Source organism: Cellulomonas sp. (assembly GCF_015234515.1).
Taxonomy (GTDB): domain Bacteria; phylum Actinomycetota; class Actinomycetes; order Actinomycetales; family Cellulomonadaceae; genus Cellulomonas.
Window position 1 is genome coordinate 1 of the sequence record NZ_JADGMY010000037.1, and the last position, 14,371, is coordinate 14,371.

Consider the following 14,371-nt stretch of genomic DNA (forward strand, 5'->3'; position numbering starts at 1 on the left):
CCCCCCCCGGGAGAGCAAACCCCCCCCCCCCCACACCCCCGGGCCTGAATCCCACCCCCCCCCCCCCCCCCGGGGGGGGGGGGGGGGGGGGGGGCCCCCCCCCCCCCCCCCCCCCCCGCGAGGGAGCAATCCAGTCACCTCCGCGGGCGGGGGGACGCGTCGCGGAAAAGCGGACGAAGGGTAGGCACACCTGCATTCGTGCAGGTCAGGTCAGCCTTTCCTGCGGTGACAGACGCGTCGGGTCGTGCCTACGGTGGCCCATGACCACGACCACGGAGCGTCCCTCAGGCCTCGGCGCGCTGCTGCACGGCAGGCGCCCCTCGGGCCCCGCGCCGGCGGCGTCGAACGCCGGGTTGAACTGGTTGCGCGCCGGTGTGCTGGGCGCCAACGACGGCATCGTGTCGGTCGCGGCGACGGTCGTGGGTGTCGCCGGGGCTGCGGCGTCGACGTCGACGATCGCGCTGGCGGGGGGTGCCGCCCTCGTCGCCGGCGCGCTGTCGATGGCGTCGGGCGAGTACGTGTCCGTGAGCAGCCAGCGCGACGCGGAGCGGGTCGCCGCCGAGTCCGGCCGGCCCATCAACGACGTGGACCACGAGTTCACGAACCCGTGGCACGCGGCGCTCGCGTCGATGACCGCGTTCACGCTCGGTGCGCTGATCCCGCTGCTCGTGGTGCTGGCCCCGTGGAGCACCGCAGCGCGCGTGCCGGTGACGTTCGCGGCGGTGCTGGTCGCGCTGGTCATCACCGGCTGGGCGTCCTCGCGCTTCACCGGTGCGCCGCAGGGCCGCTCGGTGCTGCGCAACGTGCTGGGCGGCTCGCTCGCGATGGCCGTGACCTACGGGATCGGCGCCCTCGTGGGCGTCGCCCTCTGACGCCCTACCCTGGGCGGGTGGCCAGGAAGGACGCGCGCGCGAGCACCGGGACCCCCGCACTGGTGGCACTCGTGGCGGCCGGCGTGCCGCACACTGCGCACACCTACGAGCACGACCCCGCGAGCGACCTGGGCTACGGGCTCGAGGCCGCGCAGGTGCTGGGGGTCCCGCCCGAGCAGGTCTTCAAGACGCTCGTCGCCGAGGTCGACGGCACGTTGACGGTCGCGGTCGTGCCGGTCACGGGCAGGCTCGACCTGAAGGCGCTCGCCGCCGCCGTGGGCGGCAAGCGCGCCGCGATGGCCGACCCGCACGCCGCCGAGCGTGCGACCGGCTACGTCGTCGGCGGCATCTCGCCCCTGGGCCAGCGGACCGCGCTGCGGACGGTCGTCGACGAGACCGTGTGGCTCTTCGACACCGTGCTGGTCTCCGGCGGGCGGCGCGGGTTGGACGTCGAGCTCGCGCCCGACGACCTCGTGCGACTCACCGACGCGGTCGTCGCTGACGTGGGCCGGAGCTGATCCGCCCGTCAGTGCCCGTACGCGGCGAACGCGCGGTCCGTCGGGACGATCTGCTTGCCCAGCGGCACGAGGGACACCGGGATGAGCTTGAGGTTCGCGATGCCCATGGGGATGCCGATGATGGACACGAACAGCGGGATCGCCGTCGCGACGTGACCGATCGCGAGCCAGATCCCCGCGACGATCACCCAGATGACGTTGCCGATGGCCGACATCGCCCCCGCGGTCGGCTTCTCCACGATCGTGCGCCCGAAGGGCCACAGCACGTAGCTCGCGATGCGGAACGACGCGATGCCGAACGGGATCGTGACGATCAGCACGCAGCAGACGACACCGGCAGCCACGTAGCCCAGGGCGAGCCACGCGCCGGCGAACACGAGCCAGATGACGTTCAGCAGGGTCTTCACACGACGACTCTCCCACCGGTCGCCGTCGCGCGGCATCCGGGACCTCCCCGATCTCGACCCGGACCGCCACCCGGGCTCCCTGGGTGCGGCGGTCCGGCGCCTCAGCCGTCGGGGCCCGCCTCCCGGACCCGCGCTGCCCGTCGGCCGTGGACGACGTACACGAGCAGGCCCAGCACGACGGGCACGACCAGCGCCAGGTACATGGCCGAGTAGCTCGTCGCCAGGTCCGCCCCCCGCGCCCCGACGACCGACACGACCGACCCGGCAGCCACCGGCATGACGAGGTAGCCGACGTCGACGCCGATGTAGCTCGTGTTGCCGGCGACCGCCCGGCGGGTCCTGTCGACCGACATCAGGGCCATCGTCTGGACGGACGGCTGGCACACGCCGTACCCGAACGCCGAGACCGCCCCGGCCACGAGGAAGTCGGTGAGCGTGCGCGCCCGGCTCAGGAGCACGAAGGACGCCGCGAAGACCAGCATGCCGGGCACGATCACGGTGCCCAGCCCGTGCCGGTCGGCGATCCTGCCGGCGACGGGACGCGAGACGAGGACGAAGACCGCGTACGCGGTGAAGAACAACCCGATGTCCGTCACGCCGCGCGCCTCCCCGTACAGCACGACGAACGAGTTGACGCCGGAGTAGGCGCCGGCGAGGAAGAAGAGCACGACGGCGGGCACGACCGCCTCCACCGCGACGAAGGCCCGCCAGGAGAACACGCGGCCGGCCGCGTCCACGGGCGGGTGGGTGGGCACCCGCAGCGCGAGCAGCAGGGCGACCGCGAGCACGGCCGCACCGACGAGGAACGTGCCCTCGTAGCCGATCACGGGCTGCAGGGCCAGACCGATCGACGGACCGATCGCCGTGGCCGCGGCCTGCCCGAGCGAGAACACGCCGATCCCGGACGCCATCCGCCGCTCCGGCAGGTTCTCGCTCGCGAGCGCCAGCATGACCGGCGCGAGGAAGCCCATCCCCGCGCCGTGCAGCAGCCGCCCCGCCATCATCACCGGGATGCTGTCGGCCACGGCGTACGTGACGAACGCGAGCAGCATCACCCCGGTGGTCCCGGGGAGCAGGTGGTTCAGCCGGATGCGGGCGGTCGCGGGCCCGACCACGGGACGCACGCCGAGCGCCGTGACCGCGAACATCCCCGACACGACGCCCACGACCACGGCCGACGCGCCGAGCACGACCGCGAGCTTGGGCACGAGCGTGTTGACCATGAGCTGGGCGACGCTGACGCCCAGGTTGATCACGAGGACGTGGACGAAGCCGCGCGACCAGATCGTCACCGGTGCGGCACCACCACCGGCGTGCCCGTGAGACATCGCGCTACCCCGCGACCGTGGGGTCCGCGTCGACGTCGATCGGCGCGAGGGTCCAGAGCATCGCGCGGACGCTAGCACCCGCACGCCGACGTGGTGCCCCCGCCGTGCCGAGGGTCAGTTCATCGACGGGTCGTCGGGAGCCGTCGACAGCAGCGCCAGGTCGCCCGGCTGGCGGCGCAGGACGCGGCGCCACAGGCCGCGCGGGTCGGCGCTGAACACGTCGCCGGGCTCGGGGTCGACCACGAACCACCCGCCCAGCTCGATCTCGCGGTCGAGCTGCCCGGCGGACCAGCCGGAGTACCCGATGAAGACGCGCAGGCCACGGACGCCGTCGACGACGAGCGCGGGCGGCGCCTCGAGGTCGACCACACCGAGCCGGTCGTTCAGCGCCTGCACGCCGGGCGGGGGGTCGGCGTCCGGGAGGTCGGCGAGTGCGAGCGCCGTGTCCCGTGCCACGGGACCGCCCTGGAACAGGCGGCCCGGTGCGCTCAGGTGGTCCTGCCACTGGGGCAGCACCGAGCTCGCGTCGAGGTCGAGCGGTCGGTCGAGGACCACACCCAACGCACCCGTGTCCGTGTGCTCGAGGACGAGCACGACCGCACGCCGGAAGCTGCGGTCCTGCAGCCCCGGTGTCGCGACGAGCAGCCGCCCCGTGCACCCCTCCATGCCGCCAGCATGCGACCGGCGCGCCCCCGCGCGCCACACAGGCGCCGAGACGGGCCGCGGTTTCGCCCGTACGGTTCGACGCTGCCCGGTGGCGGGCACGCCGGGCACACGACAGGCCGGAAGCGCACCGGCCGGTACGGTCGGGGCGTGAGCAGCGAGGACGTGGCGCGCCGTCTGGCGCAGGTGCAGGAGCGGGTCGCAGCGGCGTGCGCCGCGGCGGGGCGCGTGACGTCCGAGGTCCAGGTGCTGCTCGCGTCCAAGACGATGGACGTGGCGACGGTGCGCGCCGCCCTGCTGGCCGACGCCGCCGCCAGGGCCGCAGGCTCGGCGACCCCGCCGGTCCTCCTGGGCGAGAACCGCGTGCAGGAGCTCGTCGCGAAGGCCCCGGCCCTCGTGGATCTCACCCCGACGTGGCACGTCATCGGCCCCCTGCAGTCGAACAAGGTGAACGCCGCGCTGCGGTGGGCGGCGGCCGTCGAGTCCGTTGCGGACGACGCGCTCGCGCAGCGCCTGTCCGCGCGGATGCAGCAGCGCGACGTGCCGCTCGACGTCTGGGTCCAGGTCAACGTGTCGGGCGAGGCGAGCAAGCACGGCGCTCGCCCCGACGACGCGGCGGAGCTGGCGGCACGGGTCGCCGCGCTGCCCGGGCTCCGGCTCGCCGGGTTCATGACCGTGGGTGCACGCAGCGACGACGAGCGCGTCGTGCGCGCCGGGTTCGCGCGGCTGCGGGGCGTCCGCGACGAGGTCGTCGGCTCCGGGGCGCCGGGCACGGCCGGTGCGCACGGCCTGTCCATGGGGATGAGCGGCGACCTCGAGATCGCCGTCGCGGAGGGCGCCACGGTCGTCCGGGTGGGGACCGCGGTGTTCGGCTCCCGACCTGCGGCCGAGGCACACGGGTGACCGCCCGGGCGCCGGAGCCAGCCGGCCGGGAGGATGGGCGCATGGAGCCCGCACAGCCACGTGCCGACCGACGCTTCCCGCGGTGGGTGTACGGCGCCGGCTCCGAGCCCGACGCCCGGTTCTCGCTCGCCAACGAGCGCACCTTCCTCGCGTGGGCGCGCACCGGCCTCGCGCTGCTGGCCGGTGGCGTCGCCCTCGAGGCTCTCGACCTGCCCGTCGAGCGCGGGCTGCGGCTCGCCGCGGCCGTCCTGCTCATCGCCGTGGGGACGCTCGCTCCGGCCGTGGCGTGGTGGGGGTGGTCTCGAACCGAGCGGGCGATGCGCCGCAGCGACCCGCTGCCCGCACCCGTCGGGTTCGGCCTCCTGGTCGTCGGCGTCGGCGTCGCGGGCGTGCTCGTCCTGCTCGGCCTGCTGCGCGCATGACCGCACGCCCGCACCCGTCCCTCGCTGCCGAGCGCACGGCACTGGCGTGGCGGCGGACGGCGCTGGGGCTCGTCGCCGGGTCGGCGGCCGCCGGTCGCCTGCTGGTCGAGATCTGGGGGGTCGCCGCCTGGTCGGTGACGCTCGCCGGGACGCTCCTGGCCGTCGTCCTGCTGCGCGCTGCGCGGCGCCGCCGGTCCGATCTCCACAGCAGACGCCGGCCCGCGCCCGGGGCGTCACCGGCCGTCGGCCGCGAGCCGGGTGGTCGACTGGTCACGGCCTGCGCCGCGGCCCTCGTGCTCCTCGGCGTCGCCGCGCTCGTCGTCGTGCTGACCTGGCCCGCCGACCTGGCCCGGTGACCCGGCCGGGCGACCCTCGCTCCGCAGCGACCTCAGGGCACGCGGGCGGTCCACCCCGGGTCGGTGAACCGTGTCGACATCAGCTCGCGTGCCCGCTCGAGCTCGGCCGGGCGCAGGTCGTCGTCCACGGTGCGGTAGCGCGACCGGAAGTGCGCGACGAAGGCGTCGATGACCTGCTCACGCGGGAGGTGGGTCTGCGAGCGCACGGGGTCGACCCGCTTGTTCGCCGACCGCGTCCCCTTGTCGGACAGCTTCTCGCGTCCGATCCGCAGCACCTGCAGCATCTTGTCCGCGTCGATGTCGTACGCCATGGTCACGTGGTGCAGCACGGCCCCGCCCGCGAGCCGCTTCTGCGCGGACCCGGCCAGCTTGCCCGCCGAGGACGAGATGTCGTTCAGGCCGGTCGTCGTCGCGGTGACGCCCACGTCGGCCAGCGCACCGAGCACCCAGTCGTTGAGGAACGCGTACGAGTCCTCGAACGACATCCCGTCGACGAGCGACCCGGGCACGACCAGCGAGAACGTGATGCAGTTGCCCGCCTCCATGAACATGGCACCGCCGCCGGAGATCCGCCGCACCACGGTGACGCCCAGGCGTTCCGCCGCCTCGAGGTCCACCTCGTTGCGCAGGGACTGGAACGAGCCGATGACGACCGCGGGCTCGTCCCACTCCCAGAAGCGCAGGGTGGGACCCCGCCGGCCCGCGTCGAGCTCCTCGGTGAGCACCTGGTCGAGAGCGACGTGCATCGCCGGGGGCATGGGGCCAGGGTGCAGCAGCGCGAACTCGTGGTCCCCCCACGCCGTCGAGCGCCCGAGGGCACGCCGGACGGCCAGCGCGACCGAGCGGACGTCGAACCCGACCATCGCGACCGGCCCGGCGATCCGGCCCTGGTCGACCGCGAGGGAGAGAGCGTCGTCGAGCACACGGGCGAGCTGGGAGACACCCGCGTCCGCGGCCACACCGTCCAGCGCGTCCGAGAGGACTCCCAACGCGTCGTCGGGCTCGAGGAAGAAGTCGCCCGAGACGCTCACGTCCCGCAGCAGACCCTCACCGACCTCGAGATCGACGACCACGAGCTTGCCACCGGGAACCTTGTACTCACCGTGCACAGGACCACCCTAGGTGCGCCGGTGGTGCGCCCGTGTCAGGTGATCCCGCGGACCGCGGCGAGCGCCCGCCGCTCCACCATCTCGCTGAGCGCGGCCGGCTCGCCCAGCACCGCCCTGGCCGCCTCGCGGTCCTCCGCGTCGAGCGCGGTCGCGGTCCACGTGAGGATCGCGTTGCCGACCAGGACGTGACCGGTCGTCTGCTGGAACGTGTCGCCGTCGACCTCCGCGGTGACGTCGTGCACGATCGCGGGGAAGACCCCCTGCCCCTCGAGTGCCGGCTCGGCCGTCCACCGGGTGCCGTCCGTCCCGGGCTCGACGAGCGCGTACCGCGGGCACTCGTCCACGGTCGTCACCAGCGCACGGAACGCGGCCCGGGCCGCTGCCGGGTCCAGCAGCAGCACCACGTCCTCCTCGAACGTGAACTCCTCGTTGCCCCACGACGCCGCGTCGTGGTGCGACGGCGGCACCGACACGACCGTGACCGCCGCTGTGCAGGACGCGGGCTCGACCCGGGCGCCGTCGCGCAGCCCCCACGGCCGGCTCCCCGGCTCCAGCCCTCGCGAGACACCCGCCGCCGCCGCCGGAACGCCTGCCTCGAGGTCCGCGCTCGTCGAGAACAGCGTGGCGGCCGTCGTCGGGTCGAAGACGGCGTTGGCACCCGGCCGCGGCGCCGGGCTCGACGTCGGGCTCGGCGTCGCCTCCGGCGTCGGCTCGACCGGGGTCTCGAGCGTCGTCACGGCATCGGGCGAGGGCACGACCACCGGATCGGGCGCGTCCCACGGCCGCCACGCGAGGAGGGCGACCAGCACGACGACGAGCGCCGCGACGAGCCACCGCCACCCGCGGGCGCCCCTGGGCGCTGGATCCGCCAGGTCGCCGTCCTCCGGAGGCGTGTCCGGGCGCGTCCTCGCGGCGTCGGACGGCTCGGGGGCGGTGCCGGACACGCGGGGACTCCTTTCCGTTCGCTCAGGCCTCGGTGCCAACCCGAGGCTAGGCCGTGCGCGCGCCCCCGGCGCGACGACCCGCTGGACATGCGTCCGATCAGCGCGGCCGGACCCCGTGATGGCGCAGACCCCAGATCGCCGAGTCGGTGAGCGCCTCCCACGACGCCTCGATCAGGTTGGGCCCGACACCGACGGTGCTCCACGACGTCTGACCGTCCGTGCTCTCGATCAGCACACGCGTCACCGCGTCGGTCCCCTGCATCTGGTCGAGGATGCGGACCTTGAAGTCGATGAGCTCGAACTCCGCGAGCTCCGGGTACACGCGCCCCAGCGCCAGCCGCAGCGCGTGGTCGAGCGCGTTGACGGGCCCGTTGCCCTCACCGGTGGTGATGATGCGCTCGCCGCCCGCGTGCAGCTTGACGGTCGCCTCCGCCGTCGCGGCCGTCCCCCGTCCGCCGTTGCGCTCGACGATCGTGCGCCACGACTCGACCGTGAAGTAGGCCGGCCGCGCGCCGTCGAGCTCCTCGACGAGCAGCAGCTCGAACGACGCGTCGGCCGCCTCGAACGTGTAGCCGCAGGCCTCGGCGTCCTTCACACGGTGCATCACGCGCGACAGGACGTCCGGGTGCTCCGCGAGGTCGATGCCGAGCTGCCGCCCCTTGAGCTCGATGGACGCCCGGCCCGCCATGTCGGAGACGAGCATGCGCATGTCGTTGCCGACGAGCTCCGGGTCGGCGTGCTGGTACAGGTCCGGGTCGACCTTGATCGCCGATGCGTGGATGCCCGCCTTGTGCGCGAAGGCGCTCGCCCCGACGTACGGCTGGCGGGCGAACGGCGAGATGTTCGTTATCTCGCTGATGGCGTGCGCGATCCGCGTCAGCTCGGCCAGCCCACCCGCCACGTCGGGGTCGCGCGCGAGCACCTGGCGGCCGAGCTTGAGCTCGAGGTTCGCGACGACCGACAGGAGGTCCGCGTTGCCGGTGCGCTCGCCGTACCCGTTGACCGTGCCCTGCACGTGCGTACAGCCCGAGTCGACGGCGGCGAGCGTGTTGGCGACCGCGCACCCGGAGTCGTTGTGTGCGTGCATGCCGAGCAGCGCGTCGGGGCCCGCGACCGAGCGCACCTCGTGCACGATCTGCCGGACCCAGTCAGGCAGCATGCCGCCGTTGGTGTCGCACAGCGCCACGACCTCGGCACCTGCCTCGAACGCCGTCGTCACGGCGCGGCGGGAGAAGTCCGCGTCGTACCGGTAGCCGTCGAAGAAGTGCTCGGCGTCGACGAAGACGCGGCGGCCCTCGCGCCGGAGGAACGTCACGGTGTCCGCGATCATCGCCAGGCCCTCGTCCGGGGTCGTGCGCAGCGCACGCTCGACGTGCCGGACGTCGAACTTCGCGACGAGCGTCACGACGGGCGCCTCGGAGTCCAGGAGCGCACGGACCTGCGGGTCCTCGGCCGCCCGGACCCCGACCTTGCGCGTCGCACCGAACGCGGCCAGCTCCGCGTTGCGCAGGTCCAGCTCCTTCGCGGCCCGCTTGAAGAACTCCGTGTCCTTCGGCACGGCGCCCGGCCAGCCACCCTCGATGAACCCCACGCCGAGCTCGTCGAGCATCGGCGCGATCGTCAGCTTGTCGGCCACCGACAGGTTGATGCCCTCCTGCTGGGCGCCGTCGCGCAGGGTCGTGTCGTAGACGTGGAACGTCGACGGCGGGGTCGGGCCGGTCGACGTGGGTTCCGTGGACTGGGTCACGCAGGGCTCCTCGGTGCGGTACGGGCGTGCGTCGGCGAGCGTGGCAGCGGGTGCGCGTCCGGCGGGGGGTGGTGCCGGTGCCTCGTCGACGGACCGCGGGCGGGGGTGGTGCCCACGGTGTCTGGACCAACAAAAAGACCCCCCGGGGGTGCGGGAGGTCTGCGCGTCGGCTGGTCGGCCGACGCGCTACACGATGATGAGAGTGAAGCGGGTCACAGGGGCGATGGTGGCACACCAGGCGCCTCCGCGGCAGCCCGTCCATCATGCGGACGAGTGGTTCCGGTGCGGGGCGGCCCCGTGAACCGGGAGCAACCGGTGCCGAACGGGCGCCCGGTCGCTAGCGTGTGCTGCGACGTCACGCGTCCGCGCGTCCCGACGTCCCGTGCGAGACAGGAGCCGACGATGTCGATCCCCACCTCCGGCCGGCCGCAGGACGAGCCGACCCGCAGGTACGAGGCGGTCCCCCCGGCCGCCGCAGCCCCTCGGCCGACCTCGGCGGCATCAGCCGGTGGCCCGCCGGCCGTGTCTCCCGCAGGGCCCGCCGCGCCCGCGGCAGCACGCACCGAGACCCGCCTCACCGTCGAGACGGGTCGGTTCTGGGCCGGTGTCGCGGCCACCGCCCTCGTCGCCGCGCTCGTGGGCGTCGTCGGGGTCATCGTGCTCGACCAGATCCTGCGCATCGACCTGGTGTTCCGCGACCCCTTCGGCGCCGGGTCACCGATGGGCGCGTACGTCCTCGGCGGGATCCTCGTCGCGGTGGCCGCCGGTGCCCTGCTGCAGCTCCTGGTGCTGACGACCCCGCGTCCGCGGGCGTTCTTCGGCTGGATCCTCGGCCTGGCCACCGTCGTGGCGACACTGCTGCCCCTCACGTGGACCGACGCGCTCGGGTCGGCGATCGCGTCGGGCGTGGTCAACCTGTTCATCGGCATCGCCGTGTGGTCGCTGCTGACGGGCGTCCTGGGCTGGACGGTCCGCCGGGTGGCCGTCTGACGACCGGCCGCCCGGCGGGCCCCCTCAGACGAGCCGGTGCATCCAGCCGTGCGGGTCGGCGGCGCGGCCGTACTGGATGTCCGTGAGCTGTGCGCGGATGCGCGTCGTCACCGGGCCGGCGGTCCCGTCGCCCACGACGAGGTCGAAGTCGTCGCTCGCGAGCCGGCCGATGGGCGTCATCACGGCTGCGGTGCCGCACGCGAACACCTCGGTGATGCTGCCGTCGGCGAGTCCCGCGCGCAGGTCGTCCAGGAGCACGGGCCGCTCGGCGACCTCGTGGCCCGCCTCGGCGAGCAGCGTGAGGATGGACGAGCGCGTGACGCCTTCGAGGATCGTGCCCGACACCGGGGGTGTCACCACGGACCCGTCGGCGTTCACGACGACGATGTTCATGCCGCCGAGCTCCTCGAGCTGCGTGCCCGTGCGGTCGTCCAGGAAGCACACCTGCTCGAAGCCCTTGGCGTACGCCTCCTGCTGCGGCAGCAGGCTCGCCGCGTAGTTGCCTCCGCACTTGGCGGCGCCCGTCCCGCCGGCCCCGGCCCGGTGGTACTCCCGCGACACCCAGATGGAGACGGGCTTCACCCCGCCGGCGAAGTACGGGCCGACGGGCGACGCGATGACCAGGAACTCCGCCTGCCGCGAGGCCCGCACGCCCAGGAACGGCTCCGAGGCGTACATGAACGGGCGCAGGTACAGGCTCGTCTCCTCGCCCGACGGGACCCAGTCGCGGTCCACGTCGACCAGCGCGGTGATCGCGCCGAGGAAGTCGGCCGCGGAGAGCTCGGGCAGCGCGAGCCGACGCGCTGACCGGGCGAAGCGCGCGGCGTTGGCCTCCGGCCGGAACGACCACACCGAGCCGTCGGGCTGCCGGTAGGCCTTGAGACCCTCGAAGATCTCCTGCCCGTAGTGCAGGACCGCGGTGGCGGGGTCGAGCTGCAGCGGGCCGTACCTCTCGACCCGGCGGTCCGTCCAGCCGGCGGCGTGCGTCCAGGACACCCGCGCCATGTGGTCGGTGAAGACGACGCCGAACTGCGGCGAGGCCAGCGCGGCCTCGCGGTCGGCGACGGACGCGGGCGCGTCGCTGCGGTTGATCCGGAACGTGTCGGACGAAGGGGTCGTCACCGTGCTCATCAGGGGGGCCTTTCACCAGGGTCGACGTCGACGGTACCGGTGCGGACGGCCGGGTGGACAGGTGCAGGCAGGAGCCTGCGGACCGACGGACGCGTCGCGCCTGCCGCGGTCGGCTCGACCCCGAGGGTCAGCCGGCGACGCGGGCGGCGAGGTCCTTGCCCACCTCGGCCGTCGAGCGTACTCGCTCGGCCGCACCGCGCTCGGCCAGGTCGGCGGCGACCGCTGCCTCGACCGCGCGCGCGGCGGCGGGCAGGCCGACGTGGTCGAGCAGCATGGCGACCGACAGCACCGTCGCCGTGGGGTCGGCCTTGCCCTGGCCGGCGATGTCCGGCGCGGAGCCGTGCACGGGCTCGAACATGCTCGGGGCCGTGCGGTCGGGGTTGATGTTGGCCGAGGCCGCCAGCCCGATGCCGCCGGTGATCGCTGCCGCCAGGTCGGTGAGGATGTCGCCGAACAGGTTGTCCGTGACGATGACGTCGAAGCGCGACGGGTTGGTCACCAGGAAGATCGTCGCGGCGTCCACGTGCAGGTAGTCCACGGTGACGTCCGGGAACTCGGCGTTGACGGCCTCGACCGTCCGGCGCCACAGGTGCCCCGCGTGCACGAGCACGTTGTGCTTGTGCACGAGCGTGAGCTTCTTGCGCGGGCGGGCCGCGGCACGCGCGAAGGCGTCCCGCACCACGCGCTCGACACCGAACGCGGTGTTCACGCTGACCTCGTTGGCCACCTCGTGCGGCGTGCCGACGCGGATCGCGCCACCGTTGCCGACGTACGGGCCCTCGGTGCCCTCGCGCACGACGACGAAGTCGACGTCACCGGGGGCGGCCAGCGGGCTCGTCACCCCGGGGAAGAGCTTGCCAGGGCGCAGGTTCACGTAGTGGTCGAGCGCGAAGCGCAGCTTGAGCAGCAGCCCGCGCTCGAGCACCCCGGAGGGGACGCCCGGGTCGCCGATCGCCCCGAGGAGGATCGCGTCGTGCGTGCGGATCGCCGCCAGGTCCTCGTCCGTGAGGGTCTGTCCGGTGGCGTGCCAGCGGCGCGCGCCGAGGTCGAAGTCGGTGGTGCGGACCGTCGTGCCCGTCCCGTGCAGGACCTGCTCGAGCACGAGGAGCCCTTGCTCGACGACCTCCGTGCCGATGCCGTCACCAGCCACGACGGCCAGGTTCAGGAGCGAGGACGGGGTCGTGTCAGCCATGGGACCAGCGTAACCCGGTGTCCACGCCTCGGAATCACCGTCTCACGGTTCGGTCAGTCGACGGCGGGCGCCGGACCGTCCTTCGGGTAGACGAGCTCGAACCGCTCCGTCACGACGTCCATCGTCGGCGCGAAGCCCTCGTCGCCCAGCACCCGGCGCCAGTACACCTCGTGCTCCCGCTGCCACGACGCCAGCGAGCGGTCCCCCTCACCCTCCGCGGCGGCGTGCTCCGCACCGACCCGGTCGAACGGCACGACCTCGACCTCGGTCGTGCGCAGCAGTGCCCGCGGGTCGCCCGCGGAGTCCAGCACGATCGACACGTCACCCACCCGCGGCAGCGGCTCGTCGCCGGACGTGAACTCGACCAGCGCGGTGGACGTCGCGGTCTTGCGCCCGTCGAGGACCAGCCCCAGGAGCTCGTCGGCGAGCCGCGCGTCGTCGCCGAACGACCAGGCGGGAGGCGGCACGGCACCGTCGACCGACTCCCCCAGCACCGTGTCGAGCTTGCCCCAGCCCAGGTGCCCGCGCGCCGCGTCCCAGAAGTCGCTGATGCGCGTGTCCTGCGTGCCGGTCTCGGCACCCGCCGTCGGCTGGTCGGTCATGGTCACCCCTCGTCGTCGTCCGCGTGTGCGAGAGCCCCGCCGGGCGAGGCCGCGCCGTGATCCTCCCTCAGGACCTGCCCCGCCGCACCTCCTCCCCGGACGCGAGAGAGCAACCCAGTCGCACTGGATTGCTCTCTCGCGCTCATGCGGGGGGTGGGTCAGCGCGCGGCCGAACCCTCCTGGTAGTCGGTGTCCGACGGCTTGACCCAGGCGAAGAGCTTGCGCAGCTCACGGCCGACCGGCTCGATCGGGTGGTTCTGGCCCTTGGCGCGCAGCTCCTTGAACTCGGGCGCGTCGGCGTCCTGGTCCGCGATGAAGCGCTCGGCGAACTTGCCGTTCTGGATGTCCGCGAGCACGGCCTGCATGTTCGCCTTGACCTCGGGCGTGATGACCCGCGGGCCCGAGACGTAGTCGCCGTACTCGGCGGTGTCGGAGACGGACCAGCGCTGCTTGGTGATGCCGCCCTCCCAGATGAGGTCGACGATGAGCTTGAGCTCGTGCAGCACCTCGAAGTACGCGACCTCGGGCTGGTAGCCCGCCTCGGTCAGGGTCTCGAAGCCGTACTGGATGAGCTGCGAGACACCACCGCACAGGACGGCCTGCTCACCGAAGAGGTCGGTCTCGGTCTCCTCCGTGAACGTCGTCTTGATGCCCGCCGCGCGCAGGCCGCCGATGGCCTTGGCGTACGACAGCGCGAGCTCCCACGCGGTGCCCGACGCGTCCTGCTCGACCGCGACGATGACCGGCACGCCGCGCCCGTCGACGTACTCGCGGCGCACGAGGTGACCCGGGCCCTTGGGGGCGACCATGAGCACGTCGTGGTCCGCGGCCGGCTTGATGTAGCCGTAGCGGATGTTGAAGCCGTGGCCGAAGACGAGCGCCGCGCCGTCCTTGAGGTTCGGCTCGATCTCCTCGCGGTACACGATCCGCTGGACCTGGTCGGGCGCGAGGATGACGACGACGTCGGCACCCGCGACCGCGTCGGCAACCGAGGCGACCTTCAGGCCCTCGTTCTCGGCCTTGGCGCGCGAGGACGAGCCGTCGCGCAGGCCGACGGTGACGTCGACGCCGGAGTCGCGCAGGTTGAGCGCGTGCGCGTGCCCCTGGCTGCCGTAGCCGATGACGGCGACCTTCTTGGACTGGATGACGGACAGGTCGGCGTCGTCGTCGTAGAACAGCTCAGCCAC

General features: G+C 73.6%; 16 protein-coding genes. 6 read left to right on the forward strand and 10 right to left on the reverse strand.

Annotated features, from left to right (window positions below; genetic code table 11):
• Positions 1-260 precede the first annotated feature (260 nt).
• Complete coding sequence (locus tag IR158_RS18945) at positions 261-872, forward strand: VIT1/CCC1 transporter family protein (protein ID WP_291815968.1); 612 nt, start codon at positions 261-263, stop codon at positions 870-872.
• A gap of 17 nt (positions 873-889) precedes the next feature.
• Positions 890-1,390, forward strand: a complete 501-nt coding sequence (ybaK, locus tag IR158_RS18950; RefSeq protein WP_291815971.1) for a Cys-tRNA(Pro) deacylase — start codon at positions 890-892, stop codon at positions 1,388-1,390.
• A gap of 8 nt (positions 1,391-1,398) precedes the next feature.
• Here the strand turns inward: ybaK and IR158_RS18955 are convergent, their stop codons facing one another.
• The 3 genes from IR158_RS18955 to IR158_RS18965 all read right to left on the reverse strand — a co-directional run bounded on the left by IR158_RS18955 (position 1,399) and on the right by IR158_RS18965 (position 3,791).
• On the reverse strand, positions 1,399-1,797 hold the full coding sequence (locus IR158_RS18955) for a YccF domain-containing protein (protein ID WP_291815973.1): 399 nt from the start codon (positions 1,795-1,797) through the stop codon (positions 1,399-1,401).
• A 101-nt stretch (positions 1,798-1,898) separates the two neighbouring features.
• Entirely contained in the window at positions 1,899-3,089 is a 1,191-nt protein-coding gene (locus tag IR158_RS18960; RefSeq protein ID WP_291815976.1) for an MFS transporter, read from the reverse strand.
• 150 nt (positions 3,090-3,239) lie between these two features.
• On the reverse strand, positions 3,240-3,791 hold the full coding sequence (locus tag IR158_RS18965) for a YqgE/AlgH family protein (RefSeq protein ID WP_291815979.1): 552 nt from the start codon (positions 3,789-3,791) through the stop codon (positions 3,240-3,242).
• A 147-nt stretch (positions 3,792-3,938) separates the two neighbouring features.
• Here IR158_RS18965 and IR158_RS18970 point away from each other — a divergent pair, with 147 nt between their 5' ends.
• The 3 genes from IR158_RS18970 to IR158_RS18980 are packed head-to-tail and all read left to right on the forward strand — an operon-like array spanning position 3,939 to position 5,469.
• The gene (locus tag IR158_RS18970) at positions 3,939-4,691 is read left to right on the forward strand and encodes a YggS family pyridoxal phosphate-dependent enzyme (protein ID WP_291815982.1); all 753 of its coding nucleotides are present in this window, start codon (positions 3,939-3,941) and stop codon (positions 4,689-4,691) included.
• Between the two features lie 41 nt (positions 4,692-4,732).
• Complete coding sequence (locus IR158_RS18975; protein ID WP_291815986.1) at positions 4,733-5,113, forward strand: DUF202 domain-containing protein; 381 nt, start codon at positions 4,733-4,735, stop codon at positions 5,111-5,113.
• On the forward strand, positions 5,110-5,469 hold the full coding sequence (locus tag IR158_RS18980; protein ID WP_291815989.1) for a DUF202 domain-containing protein: 360 nt from the start codon (positions 5,110-5,112) through the stop codon (positions 5,467-5,469). The genes IR158_RS18975 and IR158_RS18980 overlap by 4 nt, the downstream gene beginning before the upstream one ends.
• Before the next feature lie 32 nt (positions 5,470-5,501).
• Here IR158_RS18980 and IR158_RS18985 read toward each other — a convergent pair whose 3' ends face one another.
• The 3 genes from IR158_RS18985 to cimA all read right to left on the reverse strand — a co-directional run bounded on the left by IR158_RS18985 (position 5,502) and on the right by cimA (position 9,269).
• Complete coding sequence (locus tag IR158_RS18985; protein WP_291815992.1) at positions 5,502-6,578, reverse strand: biotin/lipoate A/B protein ligase family protein; 1,077 nt, start codon at positions 6,576-6,578, stop codon at positions 5,502-5,504.
• A gap of 35 nt (positions 6,579-6,613) precedes the next feature.
• On the reverse strand, positions 6,614-7,522 hold the full coding sequence (locus tag IR158_RS18990) for a hypothetical protein (protein WP_291815994.1): 909 nt from the start codon (positions 7,520-7,522) through the stop codon (positions 6,614-6,616).
• Between the two features lie 97 nt (positions 7,523-7,619).
• Positions 7,620-9,269: a citramalate synthase gene (gene cimA, locus IR158_RS18995; RefSeq protein ID WP_291815997.1), complete on the reverse strand. Its 1,650-nt coding sequence runs from the start codon at positions 9,267-9,269 to the stop codon at positions 7,620-7,622.
• Between the two features lie 402 nt (positions 9,270-9,671).
• Between cimA and IR158_RS19000 the strand changes: the two genes are divergently transcribed.
• Complete coding sequence (locus tag IR158_RS19000; RefSeq protein WP_291816000.1) at positions 9,672-10,259, forward strand: hypothetical protein; 588 nt, start codon at positions 9,672-9,674, stop codon at positions 10,257-10,259.
• 24 nt (positions 10,260-10,283) lie between these two features.
• On the opposite strand, the gene IR158_RS19005 is transcribed toward IR158_RS19000, so the two are convergent.
• The 4 genes from IR158_RS19005 to ilvC all read right to left on the reverse strand — a co-directional run bounded on the left by IR158_RS19005 (position 10,284) and on the right by ilvC (position 14,371).
• Complete coding sequence (locus tag IR158_RS19005; RefSeq protein WP_291816002.1) at positions 10,284-11,390, reverse strand: branched-chain amino acid aminotransferase; 1,107 nt, start codon at positions 11,388-11,390, stop codon at positions 10,284-10,286.
• A 127-nt stretch (positions 11,391-11,517) separates the two neighbouring features.
• Positions 11,518-12,582 (reverse strand): 3-isopropylmalate dehydrogenase, encoded by a 1,065-nt coding sequence (locus tag IR158_RS19010; RefSeq protein ID WP_291816005.1) that lies wholly within the window; start codon positions 12,580-12,582, stop codon positions 11,518-11,520.
• A 53-nt stretch (positions 12,583-12,635) separates the two neighbouring features.
• Entirely contained in the window at positions 12,636-13,184 is a 549-nt protein-coding gene (locus tag IR158_RS19015) for an ASCH domain-containing protein (RefSeq protein ID WP_291816007.1), read from the reverse strand.
• 158 nt (positions 13,185-13,342) lie between these two features.
• The gene (ilvC, locus tag IR158_RS19020) at positions 13,343-14,371 is read right to left on the reverse strand and encodes a ketol-acid reductoisomerase (protein WP_291816008.1); all 1,029 of its coding nucleotides are present in this window, start codon (positions 14,369-14,371) and stop codon (positions 13,343-13,345) included.

Coding starts and splice junctions, on each gene's coding strand:
- IR158_RS18975 (WP_291815986.1), top strand. CDS start 4,733: ATGGAGCCCGCACAGCCACGTGCCGACCGACGCTTCCCGCGGTGGGTG.
- IR158_RS19005 (WP_291816002.1), bottom strand. CDS start 11,390: ATGAGCACGGTGACGACCCCTTCGTCCGACACGTTCCGGATCAACCGC.
- IR158_RS18980 (WP_291815989.1), top strand. CDS start 5,110: ATGACCGCACGCCCGCACCCGTCCCTCGCTGCCGAGCGCACGGCACTG.
- IR158_RS19000 (WP_291816000.1), top strand. CDS start 9,672: ATGTCGATCCCCACCTCCGGCCGGCCGCAGGACGAGCCGACCCGCAGG.
- IR158_RS19015 (WP_291816007.1), bottom strand. CDS start 13,184: ATGACCGACCAGCCGACGGCGGGTGCCGAGACCGGCACGCAGGACACG.
- IR158_RS18945 (WP_291815968.1), top strand. CDS start 261: ATGACCACGACCACGGAGCGTCCCTCAGGCCTCGGCGCGCTGCTGCAC.
- IR158_RS19010 (WP_291816005.1), bottom strand. CDS start 12,582: ATGGCTGACACGACCCCGTCCTCGCTCCTGAACCTGGCCGTCGTGGCT.
- IR158_RS18965 (WP_291815979.1), bottom strand. CDS start 3,791: ATGGAGGGGTGCACGGGGCGGCTGCTCGTCGCGACACCGGGGCTGCAG.